The 13,448-nt window shown below is 49.3% G+C and carries 13 protein-coding genes; 1 reads left to right on the forward strand and 12 read right to left on the reverse strand.

Annotated features, from left to right (window positions below; translation table 11 throughout):
* The first annotated feature begins 90 nt into the window (after positions 1 to 90).
* Positions 91 to 417 carry a ribonuclease E inhibitor RraB gene (locus TW77_RS20650; protein ID WP_046006894.1) on the forward strand — a complete coding sequence of 109 codons (327 nt, stop codon included), beginning with the start codon at positions 91 to 93 and terminating at the stop codon, positions 415 to 417.
* A gap of 40 nt (positions 418 to 457) precedes the next feature.
* On the opposite strand, the gene TW77_RS20655 is transcribed toward TW77_RS20650, so the two are convergent.
* From TW77_RS20655 to glyA, 12 genes are all read right to left on the reverse strand, one after another.
* Complete coding sequence (locus TW77_RS20655; protein ID WP_205623893.1) at positions 458 to 2,194, reverse strand: DEAD/DEAH box helicase; 1,737 nt, start codon at positions 2,192 to 2,194, stop codon at positions 458 to 460.
* A 138-nt stretch (positions 2,195 to 2,332) separates the two neighbouring features.
* On the reverse strand, positions 2,333 to 2,638 hold the full coding sequence (locus TW77_RS20660; RefSeq protein WP_046006862.1) for an H-NS family nucleoid-associated regulatory protein: 306 nt from the start codon (positions 2,636 to 2,638) through the stop codon (positions 2,333 to 2,335).
* A gap of 194 nt (positions 2,639 to 2,832) precedes the next feature.
* Positions 2,833 to 5,910, reverse strand: coding sequence for a ligand-binding sensor domain-containing diguanylate cyclase (locus TW77_RS20665; RefSeq protein ID WP_046006863.1), 3,078 nt, complete (start codon positions 5,908 to 5,910; stop codon positions 2,833 to 2,835).
* Between the two features lie 28 nt (positions 5,911 to 5,938).
* A complete protein-coding gene (locus TW77_RS20670; protein WP_046006864.1) occupies positions 5,939 to 6,424 on the reverse strand; it encodes a phosphatidylglycerophosphatase A family protein in 486 nt (161 codons plus the stop codon).
* A 12-nt stretch (positions 6,425 to 6,436) separates the two neighbouring features.
* Complete coding sequence (gene thiL, locus TW77_RS20675) at positions 6,437 to 7,396, reverse strand: thiamine-phosphate kinase (RefSeq protein ID WP_046006865.1); 960 nt, start codon at positions 7,394 to 7,396, stop codon at positions 6,437 to 6,439.
* Between the two features lie 44 nt (positions 7,397 to 7,440).
* Complete coding sequence (gene nusB / locus TW77_RS20680) at positions 7,441 to 7,851, reverse strand: transcription antitermination factor NusB (RefSeq protein WP_010382792.1); 411 nt, start codon at positions 7,849 to 7,851, stop codon at positions 7,441 to 7,443.
* A gap of 11 nt (positions 7,852 to 7,862) precedes the next feature.
* The gene (gene ribH / locus TW77_RS20685; protein ID WP_046006866.1) at positions 7,863 to 8,327 is read right to left on the reverse strand and encodes a 6,7-dimethyl-8-ribityllumazine synthase; all 465 of its coding nucleotides are present in this window, start codon (positions 8,325 to 8,327) and stop codon (positions 7,863 to 7,865) included.
* A 116-nt stretch (positions 8,328 to 8,443) separates the two neighbouring features.
* The gene (ribBA, locus tag TW77_RS20690) at positions 8,444 to 9,556 is read right to left on the reverse strand and encodes a bifunctional 3,4-dihydroxy-2-butanone-4-phosphate synthase/GTP cyclohydrolase II (protein WP_046006867.1); all 1,113 of its coding nucleotides are present in this window, start codon (positions 9,554 to 9,556) and stop codon (positions 8,444 to 8,446) included.
* Positions 9,557 to 9,589: 33 nt separating this feature from the next.
* On the reverse strand, positions 9,590 to 10,246 hold the full coding sequence (locus TW77_RS20695) for a riboflavin synthase (protein ID WP_046006868.1): 657 nt from the start codon (positions 10,244 to 10,246) through the stop codon (positions 9,590 to 9,592).
* A gap of 6 nt (positions 10,247 to 10,252) precedes the next feature.
* Complete coding sequence (ribD, locus tag TW77_RS20700) at positions 10,253 to 11,371, reverse strand: bifunctional diaminohydroxyphosphoribosylaminopyrimidine deaminase/5-amino-6-(5-phosphoribosylamino)uracil reductase RibD (protein WP_046006869.1); 1,119 nt, start codon at positions 11,369 to 11,371, stop codon at positions 10,253 to 10,255.
* On the reverse strand, positions 11,368 to 11,820 hold the full coding sequence (nrdR, locus tag TW77_RS20705) for a transcriptional regulator NrdR (RefSeq protein ID WP_010382799.1): 453 nt from the start codon (positions 11,818 to 11,820) through the stop codon (positions 11,368 to 11,370). The genes ribD and nrdR overlap by 4 nt, the downstream gene beginning before the upstream one ends.
* Positions 11,821 to 11,984: 164 nt before the next feature.
* Complete coding sequence (glyA, locus tag TW77_RS20710; RefSeq protein ID WP_046006870.1) at positions 11,985 to 13,241, reverse strand: serine hydroxymethyltransferase; 1,257 nt, start codon at positions 13,239 to 13,241, stop codon at positions 11,985 to 11,987.
* Between the last annotated feature and the right edge of the window lie 207 nt (positions 13,242 to 13,448).

The following is a 13,448-nucleotide window of genomic DNA, read 5'->3' on the forward strand; positions in this document are numbered from 1 at the left end:
GCGCTTAGGCGCAAATTTTTGCCCTCAGTGCTTTTTATTTTGTGTTGGATAGCGGACAATATCCCCAGCTATATTAACTTGAGTACGATTATGCAATTCCCTGATGATGACAACGGCCAGCTTCTGTCTGAAATAGCCGCCGCCGGTGTCGATCTCACTCAGATGCACAGCATCGATTTTTTTATTTTGTTCGAACAAAAGGCCGACGCAGAGCGTTTTATGAGTGCCATTGCCGCCGATGAGCTGGCACCCAAAACCAAACTGGATACCTGCCCGGATACCGGTGTATGGGAAGTCGTTACTTCTGTCACTATGGTGCCGGATCACCAGCTTCTAAGCCAGACCGAGCAATATCTGGAGTCTATCGCCAACAGCCACGAAGGCTATGGTGACGGGTGGGGAATACTCGCCGAATAACACTCGGGCCTGAAGGATGCAGAGCCCAAAGTGCTCTGCATTAGCTTTTGTCTGCGGTACGATAACTGCCCTGATAATCAAAAAGCTTTTCAGTTATCTGCCAGCCATACTTCTTGTGTTGCCGGGCAATCACAAAGTCAGGCGCCGACAGTAAAGTGGCATCCACTTGCGCGACCTCAGTCCACGCCTTCACGTTCACGCCACTGCGGCAATGCTTGGCAAACTGACGAACAAAATGGTGTCGGCTAGCCGGTTTGGCAAAATCAAACACCTCGCTCACGCTCGCCCCGTCTTCATCAAAGTAAGTGATTTTCAGCAGCTGAGCTTTAATCACTTCACCGCTCAGACCACTACAGCGGATCACCATGGCGTTTTTCAGGTTGAGCGCCGCACGCAGCTTGTCGTCCGGGTCTGCCAGCATCACGCCACAGCTGTGGCACTGGCGTGCTGCGATATCATTTTCTGCGCCACAGTTATCGCATTCTTTGAATTTAAAACGGTAGTCGCATTGCTGCTCATTGCCTTCGTCATCCTGCAGTAACCCCTGGCAACGTCGGCCGAAATGTTCAATCACACGCCCCTGCTCATCATACTTGCCCCAGAAAATATTGCCAAAGCCACAACCAGGGCACAGCACCTGGACAGGTTCATTGTCTGAGTCAGGCTTTTTACTGCCCACTTCAGGGTGAAACAAATCGAACTCGTTGGCGGCGTAATCAACCACCAGGCAGTCTTTTTTGCCTTCACTCAGACGCAGGCCCCGGCCCACAATTTGCTGGTACAGACTCACCGACTCTGTGGGCCGCAAAATAGCAATCACGTCCACATGAGGCGCATCAAACCCTGTCGTTAATACCGATACATTTACCAGATATTTTATTTCTCGACGTTTAAATGCCGCGATAATATTATCGCGCTCCCGGTTATCTGTATCACCAATCACCAGGGCCGTCTGTTGCGCAGGTAAATAACCGATAATTTCTTTCGCATGTAATACTGTTGCCGCAAAAATCATTACCCCGTGGCGGTCTTTGCTGAGCGAGACCACATGATTAATAATGCTTTTGGTTGCCCGGGTATTGCTTTGTAGCAGCTGGTTCATATCCGCCTCGCTGTAGCGACCAAACGCATTGCTAGTGAGTGCAGAAAAATCGTAATTTTCTACAGCCGGGTCAATTTTATTCGGCGGTGTCAGATAACCATGCTTGATCATATAACGCAGCGGCAATTCATAAATACAGCGACGGAAGGGGCTATTTTCACTGCCACGCACAAAACCATGATAGTGGCTGTGGTACACCCAGCCACTGCCTAGTCGATACGGTGTTGCTGTCAATCCCAGTATTTTTAATGCCGGATTAAACTGCCGCAGGCGTGCAATGACCGCCATATACTGACTGTCGTCTTCACCGCTGACCCGGTGACACTCATCAATAATTAATAAGGAATAAAAGGTATCTATCGCATCTATATTGCGAGCCAGTGACTGAACACTGGCAAACGTCACCTGATGGGTCAGGTCTTTTTGTTTTAACCCGGCTGAGTAAATGCTCGCCGTTAAACCATAGCTCTGGTACTTCTGCGCATTTTGCTCAACCAGCTCTTTGACATGCGTCATCACAAGAATTTTATGTTTTGCCAGCCGGGCCAGCTGAGCAATCACCAGGCTCTTACCAGCGCCGGTTGGCAGTACAATCACCGCACTGTCATCTGACTTTTTAAAATGTGCAATGGTATTAGCGACGGCTTCTTCTTGATAGGGTCTTAGCGTGTAAATAGGAACACCTGACAGTATTAATGAATAAAGATTTTGATAACGTTGAGAAGTGAAAAGATTTAGAACAGGGACCCGGTCGGGTTACGTTTAAATAGGTTAAGCCAGTCACTTTAAGATAACTGGCTTGTGCAAGGTCACTTAGATTTTGTGATCTTCTAAGTCAACACCAACAAATGCTTTTGGTGTTTTACCGCGACCTGTCCATTCAAATACTTCACCGTCTTTTTCAATGCGGTATTTTGGACGCACTTTGCTGCGCTTATCTGTTGCGCTTTCCGCTGCAAAATCTTCTAAAGACAATCCTTTTTCTTTAATCAGCGCCAAGACTTCTTTTTTGGCTTCTTCCTGTTTTGCCTGCTCATCAATAGCAGCTTGGATAAGCTCCAGCGCTTTATTCAAATCACTGTAGCTCGCAGTCTTTATAAAAGATCTTATTTCACGCATTGGATTACTCTCATAGATTGTTGAATTAGAATTTTCTAACTTAATTAAGCTCGATATGTAGAGAGTATATTATATTTATCTCTTTTCAAATTAAAAGTCGTTAAATTTATAATCTCCGTTGATATTTACTCAATATTCAACCTCATTTATACGCTTTTTCCACATTTAGAGACAAACAACGCAATTAAAACAGACTAACGCATCCATACTTTTACTTCAGCCAGCCCATTGGACTGCAACAGTTGTAATTGCGATTCCACGTTCTGGCTCTGTTCAAATTCAAAGGCATCGAGCTGCTCATCAAAGGTAATGGTCGCAGCACCATCTCCACCGCGTTGTTTCACTTCATGTAGTGCGATATCGGCAAGATTAACCGACGCCTCCCAGCCAATCACCTGGCCACCAAGCAGCGGCAGAGGATAGAATGACCAGCCAACGGACACGCTCAGGTTCAGCGATTTACCGTTAGGTAGCCTGAAATCAAACTGCGCGATGGCTTTACATAATTCACTGACATAACGCTCAACTTCAGAACATTTAAAGTCGCGCAGCAGTAACAAGAACTCATCGCCACTCCAGCGCGCCACATAATCTGAGCCCTGCGTGCGGGTGTTGAGCAAAGTCGCCAGTTGCTGCAAACAACTGTCCCCGCCAATTGGGCCATAGGCATCATTGATTTTACTAAAACTATCAATATTGAGGATCATTAACACCAGGCTCTTATCTTGCTGACGCAACGACTGGGCGTTGCGCTGATAATGCTCAATGTCCTTCGGCAATTGATCGAATAAAAAGCGTCGACTGCGTAGTCCGGTCAGTTCATCGGAGTGACTGACCAGTTTAAGCTGCGTATTGACCTGATTCAGCTTGTCATTGGCTTTTCTCAGCTCCGTCGTGCGCTCTGCCACCAGGGCTTCCAGCGCCGCCTGTTTGCGCCTTTCCTGAGTACGGAATACCCAGAACACCAGGTAGAACAAAAACATAAAGCCACAGGTAATAATTAGACGGAAAAATACCGTCTCATCAAAGCGCTGTGGTAACAGCAAGTTGAGCGACAGGTTATGTGCCTGCTGCCAGTCCTGGCCACGCCGTTTTACCTGCAACAAGAAGGTAAAGTCGCCTGGTGGCAGGTTGGTATAAATCGCCTCGCGTCGCGACTGGGCATCACGCCACTGCGCATCATGGCCTTCCAGTTTATAACGAAACTCGATACTCTGCGGCGCATAAAAGTCGATAGCGGTATAGCGAATGGTCAGGTCACGTTCACTGGTGTCCAGCTCAACCGGGCCTTCCAGCCTGTCCGGTGTCAGATTTCGATACCCTGTGACTATGCTCTCAAATTTAGGGGCCAGCTCGGCGGCACTGAATAACTGCACTTTTTTCGGGATCCGCACGATACCTTGCAGACTGGGATACAACAGGTAATCGTCCTGCTCCACCACTGCATCATGCCCTAAACCAGTACAGCACTGACTGGGGACGCCATCCAGCTGACGGTCAAATGGGTTTATCACCTGCTCAACCTGTAAGTTTTCCACCGCCTCACTGAACTGGGCGACAGGCATCCGGTACACCCCTTTCATGGTGCTAACCCATACCAGCTCCTGGGTTTTGTCAAAGTGCAGCGACAAGATTGGACCATAAGGCAGGCCATGAGAGGCATCCAGCTGATGCCAGTCGCCATCCTGACTGCGATAATAGAGCCCGTCATAGAAAGTCCCCACCAAAGTGGCGCTGTCTTCTACGTGCAAAATACTGGTCACGTAAGCGGATTCAAGCGAGGTTTGCCCACCAATTTTTTCAATTCCCCGCTCATTGTATTTATAAGCCCCTTTGTCGGTGCCGATAAAGCCAAAGCGCGGAAAGTCGACGACATAAGTTATAAACTGACTACCAAGAAAGGCGTTGTAGGTAAACGGCGTCAGGCCGCTATAATCGAGCCGGTACAAACCACGCCCGGTGCCCAGCCACAGTCCTCCCTGATTGGAAGGAGTCAGAGTAAAGACCTGAGTCTGGCGAAATTCTCGATTCGGAATGGCGAGTAATTTATCGTCTTCATAAATCACCACACCACGACCGGTACCTAAAAATAAGCGCTCCCCGACAAACTCCATATCATGGATTTCGACCCCTTTGAGCTGCTCGGCACTGATCACAGGTTCAAAATTATCACTGCTGTCTAAGCGCCCAACGCCTTCGCGGGTTGCCACCCAAACGTTGCCCTGTAAATCCTGAGTGATCGCCGAAATCGCCTGCTCTCGCTGCGACCCAATGGAAAAACGCTCCACCCTGCCCGCGTGTGCAAGCCACAGGCCCTCGTTTATACTGGCCATCCATACGTTAGAGTCATTGTCGATGAAGATATCGGTAAACCAGATCCCCTGATCAAGTTGCGCCAGCTCGACAAATTGCCACTGCCCGCCGCTTTCTTTGTACAGCAGCCGACCATAGGTAGAGACCCACATACCACCTTGCTGATCGCTCAGAAATTTATAGGTCGCGTTATTGCCAATCTCGTCGTAGCGTCTCAATACTTCATCAAAGTCGAGGAAATAAGCCCCTAACTGCGACGCGAGGAAAAGCTTGCCATCTATCCAGGCAAGGTCATGGATATTGGTTTGTGCCAGCTGTCGTGGCAGCGAGATTTTGCTGGACAGTTCCAGTCGCATGTCATTGGAGCCCATCGACTGAGATTCACTGATCCGCAATAAGTGACGTTCATTAACCAACCAGATCCCCTGAGGAGAGGACGTCATCTTGGTCACTGAGCCAACAATTTGACTGATATGTGTCAGAGAGAGTTTTTTACTGTCGAGGTTATTTTCAGCTAAGGTCAGGCGTTTGGCCGACACATAATACAAGCCATTTGCGGCAACCCAGATATTACCATTGTGGTCTTCAAGAATATCTCTGACTTCGCCCTGGACTTCAAAGCGCTCTGCCATCAGGGTTTGCGGGTTTAACCGGGTCACCCCTCTGCGGGTACCAATCCACAGCATACCAAAGCGGTCAACAAAGAGCTTATTTACCGCATTGCTGTCCAAAAAGTCACTGTTTTGCGTTGTATAATTGCTGAACTGCAAGCCGTCAAAACGACTCAGTCCAAACTGTGTGCCCAGCCAGATATAGCCCTGCTGATCCTGAACCACACTTTTTATACTTTGCGACGGCAGCCCATTTTGCATACTCCACTGTTTAACAACATAATCATTAATTGCCGCATTCACACTTGTGGTGAATATGCACAGCAACAGTAGCAGTATAAATCGCATAGGCTCCCTCTTAGTACCCGTAATAAAATTAGCCGCCCAGGACCCCTGTTTTAAACAAAGCTTGCAGACAAATCAATGAAAATATCCCGGCAAGCAAGTCATCCGCCATGATCCCTAAACCACCATGGAGTTTTCTGTCCAGTAGTCTGATAGGACCCGGTTTGGCAATATCGAAGAAGCGAAACAGTAAAAAGCCGACCAGTAAGGACTGCCAGCTAATGGCCGCCCCTACCATAGTGATGTAAAACCCGGCCACTTCATCCCAGACAATCGCGGGATGATCGTGCACACCGACGTCTCGCGCCGTTTTACCACAGATCCAAAAGCCAGCCAGGCTGATCACAATCGCCAGGCTTATTTGCAACCACAGAGGTTGACCCATGGTCAGCAGAATAAAAGGGAGTGCTGCTAAAGTACCGAAGGTACCCGGGGCTTTGGGTGCCAGTCCTAAACCAAACCCCAAAGCAAAAAAGTGATGTGGGCGTTTAAGGTTGAATGATAACGGCTTATTCAAACCTGCTCCTCGTTAAAAATGTTGATAGCCGCTGCGCGGCAGTGGGCACTTTTCGCCCTCATTGAGCAACTCCAGCTTACCTGCTGAGGCGGTGATTTGGCCAATGCAAACAGGCTCGACGCCATACTGACGCAGACGGGCTTCGACGGCGCCTTTGTTGCTGTCATTGACGGTAAACAACAGCTCATAATCGTCGCCATAAGCCAGGCTCAGCTCCCGCCGCAAAGCCTCGGGCTGAAGTTGCTGCATAACCGCTGATACCGGCACATCTTCAATATTGACGATGGCCCCGACCGCAGATTTATTGAGAATGTGCTGCAAGTCAGCTAACAAGCCGTCTGAGATATCGATACAGGCTGTTGCCATGCCACGTAAAACCTGTCCAGCCGCCACTCTGGGGGTTGGAAAGTGCAGTTTCTCTTCAAGCCGTTTTAGTTGCTTGTCACCGAGTGGGATCTGGCGCTTACGTGCTTCAATAGCCAGTGCAGCATCGCCCAGCTCACCTGTGACATAGATCCAGTCACCGACTTTAGCGCCGGAGCGCGTCAGTGCTTTGTCATTGGGAATGATCCCTTTGGCACAAATGGTAATCGTCAGCGGCCCCTGCGTGGTATCTCCGCCAATCAGCTGAACATTATAGTATTCGGCAATTTCATGCATGCCTTCGGTAAACGCTTCCAGCCACTCCATATCGACCTCGGGTAAGGTCAAACCAATAGAGATCCAGGTCGGCTCCGCTCCCATCGCAGCCAGGTCACTCAGATTGACGGCTAAAGCGCGATGCCCCAGGGCTCTGGGTGGAATGTCTTCAAAGAAGTGTACACCCGCAACCAGGGTGTCTGTGGTAATGGCAAGTTGGTGCTTTTCAGGAACCGTCACTATGGCACAATCATCACCAATACCAACCTTTACATCACGACGCGCAATGCCACGCCCCTTGAAGTAATGATTGATTAACTCAAATTCCTTCATACATTAAAAAAGCCGGCCTATGCCGGCTCTCCTCACGGTCTCGATTACTTGCGGATTATCTTAACCGCTTTGTCCAGTACGCCGTTGACAAATTTGTGACTGTCTTCGGCACCAAACATTTTCGCCAGCTCAATCCCTTCGTTAATGGCGACTTTGTAAGGGACGTCTTCGCGGAACTTTAACTCGTAAATGCTGACGCGCAATACGGCTTTTTCAACCATATCCAGGTCATCAAATGGACGAGATAAATGCGGCGTCATCAATTCATCTAGCTGTTTGCAGTTTACTGCAACACCACGTGCCAGATCCTTGAAGTACTCTACATCAACCTTTGAAACGTCGTTTTCGATCAGCATTTGCTGCTCGATATCAGCAATGGGGTTGCCACTTAGCTGCCAAGAATATACTGCCTGAAGGGCAAGGACACGCGCCTTACGTCTAGCTGCTGGTTTCACTGAGATTCCTCTTAAATTTGCTCTAGCACGTTAACCATTTCTAGTGCACCAAGTGCAGCTTCGCCACCCTTGTTGCCCATTTTGGTTCCCGCGCGCTCGATGGCCTGCTCAATACTCTCTGTGGTTAACACACCAAAGGCAACCGGGATATCGTAGTCCATAGACACGCTCGCCAGGCCTTTGTTTGACTCATTTGCAACCAAGTCGAAATGAGGTGTACCGCCACGAATGATGACACCTAATGCAATGATGGCATCGTGTTCTTTTTTCATTGCAACACGCTTAGCCGCTAAAGGTAATTCTACTGCACCCGGTACATACACAACAGTGATGTCCTCGTCCTTTACGCCACCTGTACGCTTTAACTCATCAACAGCGCCTTCCAGCAGGCTGTTGCCAATAAAGTCGTTAAAACGAGAGATGACAATGGCAAATTTCTTGCCCGGTGCGTATTTATTACCTTCGATGATTTTCATTAGATGATTCCTAATCTAGTATAAGCAATTGCCAAATTGAGGCGCATAATAGCATAGAAAAAGACGAAACGCCTACAGGGAAATCCCTGTCAGGCGCGCGTGCTATTTTAAGTAAATTATTGAGGTTCGACGTAATCGACAACTTCTAAGTGGAAGCCAGACAGTGCGTGATATTTTTTCGGTAAACTCATCAGGCGCATTTTACTGATCCCCAGATCAGCGAGAATTTGAGAGCCCACCCCCACGGTTCTGGAGGTGCCCTGGAACTTACGATAATTGGGCTTTTCACCGGCATCTTCTGCTGCAAACGCTTTCACCAGCTGTTCCAAATCTTCGGTTTTCTCTTGTTTACCAAGGATCACTAACACACCGTCGTTATCCGCGATGTACTTCATTGCGCCGTGTAAGGTCCAGCTGCGATCTGCACTGCGGTCTGACAACAAAGTATCATTGAACGTACTTTGCAGATGTACTCTGACCAGGGTTGCCTCATCAGCACTGACTTCGCCTTTGAGCAATGCATAATGCAACTGGTTGTCTATCGTGTCTTTATAAGTAACCAACTCGAATTCACCATATTCAGTCGGCAGTTTACACTGGGCCACTTTTTCAATGGTCGTTTCGTTGAGGTTACGATATTCGATTAGATCGGCGATGGTGCCAATTTTGATGTCGTGCTCTTTGGCGAACACTTCCAACTCAGGGCGTCTTGCCATGGTGCCGTCCGGATTGAGGATTTCCACAATCACAGAAGAGGGCTCAAGGCCTGCCAGGCGCGCCAAGTCGCAACCCGCTTCGGTGTGACCTGCACGGGTCAAAACCCCACCGGGCTGTGCCATAATTGGGAAGATGTGGCCAGGCTGCACTATGTCTTCAGGCACCGCGCCTTTAGCGACTGCGGCCTGGACGGTGCGGGCACGGTCGGCCGCTGAAATCCCCGTCGTCACGCCTTTGGCAGCTTCGATAGACATAGTAAAATTGGTTGAAAACTGGGCGCCGTTGTTTTTCACCATCAGCGGTAAGTCAAGCTGCTGGCAACGCTCCTGCGTCATGGTCAGACAGATCAAGCCACGGCCGTAGGTCGCCATAAAGTTAATGGCTTCTGGCGTGATATGCTCCGCCGCGATGATCAAATCGCCTTCATTTTCCCGGTCTTCATCATCCATAAGAATGACCATTTTACCGGCTTTGATGTCGTCGATGATTTCTTGTGCGCTGTTTAAGCTCATAATCTTCCCGTTTTTAAGTGCGTTATAGGCAAGTTATTTAATAAAGCCAGCTTTGGCCAGTAAGCTGGTTGTGAGAGTTGATTGCTGCGTTGCAGCCGGTTCGCCCTGGATCAACCTTTCCAGATAACGTGATATCTGATCCACTTCGAGGTTGATTAAGGTCCCCACCTTAAAGTCGACAATGGTGGTTTCCTGTGCGGTATGCGGCACAATCGTCAACTTAAATTTATCGCCATCCAGGTCATTAACCGTCAGACTGATCCCATCGATGGCCACGGATCCTTTATACGGTATGTACTTCATCAGTTGCGCAGGCGCTTTAAGCCAGTACTCAGTGGCACGGGCGTTGGGCTGCACCGCAACCACTTCAGCAATGCCATCAACATGACCCGAGACCAGGTGCCCGCCGAGTCGTGACGTAGGCTGAAGTGCCTTCTCAAGATTGACTTTTTGTCCTACCCGATACTCCCCGAAGCGGGTCAGTTTCAGTGTTTCATTAGACACATCGGCACGAAAACCGTCGGAAAACTTTTCAACAACGGTCAGGCACACCCCATTGGTCGCAATGCTGTCTCCCAGTTGCACATCATCCATATCCAGTGTTGCGCTGCTAACTTGCACGCTGAGATCACCTTGCTTGAGCGTTAACTCAGTCAATGTGCCCGTTGCTTCAATGATGCCTGTAAACATAATGCCTTACTTACCTTGTTGTTTGTGTGCCGTAATACGAATATCGGTGCCAATCGAGGTGACCTCGGTGAACTGTAGTTCAGTGATCTGGCTCATCGACGAAAGCGCTGCACTGTTGAATAAGTCTCTGCCATCCGTACCAATGATCTTGGGCGCCAGATAAATCAGATACTCATCAATCAGGCCTTGCTGATGCATGGCCCCCGACAGCGTCGCACCCGCTTCCAGCCAGATCTGATTAATATTGCGCTCAGCCAGCGTATTCAGCGCCGCTTGCAGGTCAATTCTACCTGCCCGGGTGTTAACCTTAATTTGCTCTACGAAATGTGGCCAGTTGTGCTGATTATCAAGGTCTGATCGCAAAATAACGACGGGAGATGGGATTTTAAATAACGCCAGCTCGGGATGCAGACGGTTTTGCGAGTCGATAATCACCCGAACAGGCTGACGCCACTGCTCGACGGGGCGCTCAATATCCGTCAACTCCTCAGCCCTTACATTGAGGCGCGCATCGTCGACCAGCACAGTATCGGCGCCGGTCAAAATCGCACAACTTTGTGCCCGGCCCAGCTGAACATCGCGCCGTGCTGCGGGCCCGGTGATCCATTTACTTTCGCCATTGCCCAGTGCCGTTTTACCATCCAGGCTTGCTGCGAGTTTACAGATCACATACGGACGCCCCTGCTCCATACGTTTCAAAAAGCCCTTATTCAGTGCGCGAGCCTGCTGCTCGAGCAACCCAAAAGCCGTTTCTATCCCGGCCTCATTGAGCATCGCAAGCCCTCGCCCGGCCACTTCCGGATTGGGGTCAACCATAGCGGCAATAACTTTGCTCACGCCGGCCTCAATCAGCCCTTTTGCGCACGGGGGTGTACGACCGTAGTGACTACAGGGCTCCAGGGTGACATAAGCTGTTGCACCACGGGCACGCGCTTGAGCTTGTCGCAGCGCATGCACTTCTGCATGAGGCTCGCCGGCGCGCAAATGAAAGCCTTCACCAACAATCTCACCGTTTTTGACGATGACGCAGCCGACATTGGGATTTGGGGTAGTGGTAAAGCGGCCCTGTTGCGCCAATTCAATGGCGCGTGCCATATAAGCCTGATCGGCTTGTGTAAAACTCATTCATCCCCCAGTCGGGCAATTTCTTCACCAAACTCTTTCACGTCTTCAAAACAGCGATAGACCGACGCAAAACGAACATAGGCCACTTTATCGAGTTTTTTCAGCGCTTCCATAATGCACTCACCCACCAGCTGACTGGGCACTTCGCGCTCGCCGGTGGCGCGCAACTGAGACTTGATCTGATGGACCACTTCTTCAATCTGCTCGGTGCTCACCGGACGCTTCTCCAGTGCGCGATGCAGACCATTTTGCAACTTATCTTCATTGAATGGCTCTCGTGAGCCATCTTGTTTAATGACCCTGGGCATCACCAGCTCAGCGCCTTCAAAGGTGGTGAAACGCTCATGACATAAAATACATTCACGCCGCCTGCGAACCTGATGGCCCGAGCCGACTAACCGCGAATCAATCACTTTGGTTTCTTTTGCTGTACAAAATGGGCAGTGCATAAACGCTCACTATGAAAAACTGACAAACACCCAAAGCGCCTCATTTAATTGAGAGCACACTTTGAGCCAATTGCCAGAAGTATATCAAGATAGTGCCAGTGGGTGCACATAAAAAAGGCCGCACTCAGTGCAGCCTTCTTTGCTATCTCTGTGGTATCTGAGATTTATGCGTATACAGGCAGTTTAGCGCAGATTGCTTTTACTTTTTCTTTCACTTGTGCCTGAACTGACTCGTCTTCGATGTTGTCCAGTACATCACAGATCCAGCCTGCCAGCTCGCTTGCTTCAGCTTCTTTAAAACCACGGCGGGTAATTGCCGGTGAACCAATGCGCAGACCTGAAGTCACGAACGGAGAACGCGGATCGTTAGGTACTGAGTTCTTGTTAACCGTGATGTTGGCACGGCCAAGCGCTGCGTCGGCATCTTTACCTGTGATGTCTTTGTCGATCAAATCCAGCAGGAACAGGTGGTTGTCAGTCTTACCAGAAACCACTTTGTAGCCACGCTCCTGAAGTACAGCCACCATAGCTTGGGCGTTTTTAACCACTTGCGTCTGGTAAGCTTTGAAGTCGTCCTGTAACGCTTCTTTAAAAGCAACGGCTTTGGCTGCAATCACGTGACACAGAGGACCACCCTGACCGCCCGGGAAAACCGCACTGTTAAGCTTTTTATAGATGTCGGCGTCGCCACATGCAGACAGGATCAGACCACCACGAGGACCCGCCAGGGTTTTGTGAGTAGTCGTAGTCACAACGTGTGCGTGTGGGATTGGGCTTGGGTAGATACCTGCCGCAACCAAACCAGCAACGTGTGCCATATCAACCAACAGGTAAGCACCTACTTTGTCTGCAATTTCACGGAACTTAGCCCAGTCAACAATACCTGAGTAAGCCGAGAAACCACCGATGATCATTTTTGGCTTGTGCTCTAATGCCAGCGCTTCTACCTGCGCGTAGTCAATTTCGCCCGTTTCTTCATTCAGACCGTACTGAATGGCATTGTAAGTTTTACCTGAAAAGTTCACGTGAGAGCCGTGTGTCAGGTGACCACCGTGTGCCAGGCTCATGCCCAGAACGGTGTCGTGCGGCTGAAGCAGTGCCTGGAAAACCGCGGCATTTGCCTGAGAACCTGCGTGTGGCTGAACGTTTGCGTAGTCACAACCAAACAGTTCACAGGCACGGTCAATCGCCAGTTGCTCAACCACGTCAACGTGCTCACAGCCACCGTAGTAGCGCTTACCCGGATAACCTTCAGCATATTTGTTAGTTAACTGCGACCCCTGAGCCTCCAGTACACGCGGGCTACAGTAGTTTTCAGATGCGATAAGCTCGATGTGCTCTTCCTGACGGGTTGTTTCCGACTGGATCGCTTGAGCTAGTTCAGGGTCAAAATCTGCAATATTCATGTTACGTTCTAACATGGTGTCTCCTAGGTACACGTAAGATTGGTTTTTGAAGGCTTGATTGTACGCAAATTGCGGCCATTTGCCTATGAAATCGGCGTGAGCCTATTTAATCAAGGATTGAATTTATTTCACAGTGTTTGGGGGATGATATTTTCTTATTTAAACATTTATATTTTTTATTAAAATGTGAAATTACATTTCAAATTGAAATCTACTGAATGC

Origin of the sequence: Pseudoalteromonas rubra, from assembly GCF_000967655.1 — a bacterium.
Taxonomy (GTDB): Bacteria; Pseudomonadota; Gammaproteobacteria; order Enterobacterales; family Alteromonadaceae; genus Pseudoalteromonas; species Pseudoalteromonas rubra_A.

What these genes read in the sequence shown, in the direction of transcription:
- ribH (WP_046006866.1), bottom strand. Translation starts at nt 8,327, where the DNA reads ATGAAAATCATCGAAGGTAATAAATACGCACCGGGCAAGAAATTTGCC.
- TW77_RS20660 (WP_046006862.1), bottom strand. Translation starts at nt 2,638, where the DNA reads ATGCGTGAAATAAGATCTTTTATAAAGACTGCGAGCTACAGTGATTTG.
- TW77_RS20650 (WP_046006894.1), top strand. Translation starts at nt 91, where the DNA reads ATGCAATTCCCTGATGATGACAACGGCCAGCTTCTGTCTGAAATAGCC.
- nrdR (WP_010382799.1), bottom strand. Translation starts at nt 11,820, where the DNA reads ATGCACTGCCCATTTTGTACAGCAAAAGAAACCAAAGTGATTGATTCG.
- thiL (WP_046006865.1), bottom strand. Translation starts at nt 7,396, where the DNA reads ATGAAGGAATTTGAGTTAATCAATCATTACTTCAAGGGGCGTGGCATT.
- TW77_RS20695 (WP_046006868.1), bottom strand. Translation starts at nt 10,246, where the DNA reads ATGTTTACAGGCATCATTGAAGCAACGGGCACATTGACTGAGTTAACG.
- ribD (WP_046006869.1), bottom strand. Translation starts at nt 11,371, where the DNA reads ATGAGTTTTACACAAGCCGATCAGGCTTATATGGCACGCGCCATTGAA.
- ribBA (WP_046006867.1), bottom strand. Translation starts at nt 9,556, where the DNA reads ATGAGCTTAAACAGCGCACAAGAAATCATCGACGACATCAAAGCCGGT.
- TW77_RS20665 (WP_046006863.1), bottom strand. Translation starts at nt 5,910, where the DNA reads ATGCGATTTATACTGCTACTGTTGCTGTGCATATTCACCACAAGTGTG.
- glyA (WP_046006870.1), bottom strand. Translation starts at nt 13,241, where the DNA reads ATGTTAGAACGTAACATGAATATTGCAGATTTTGACCCTGAACTAGCT.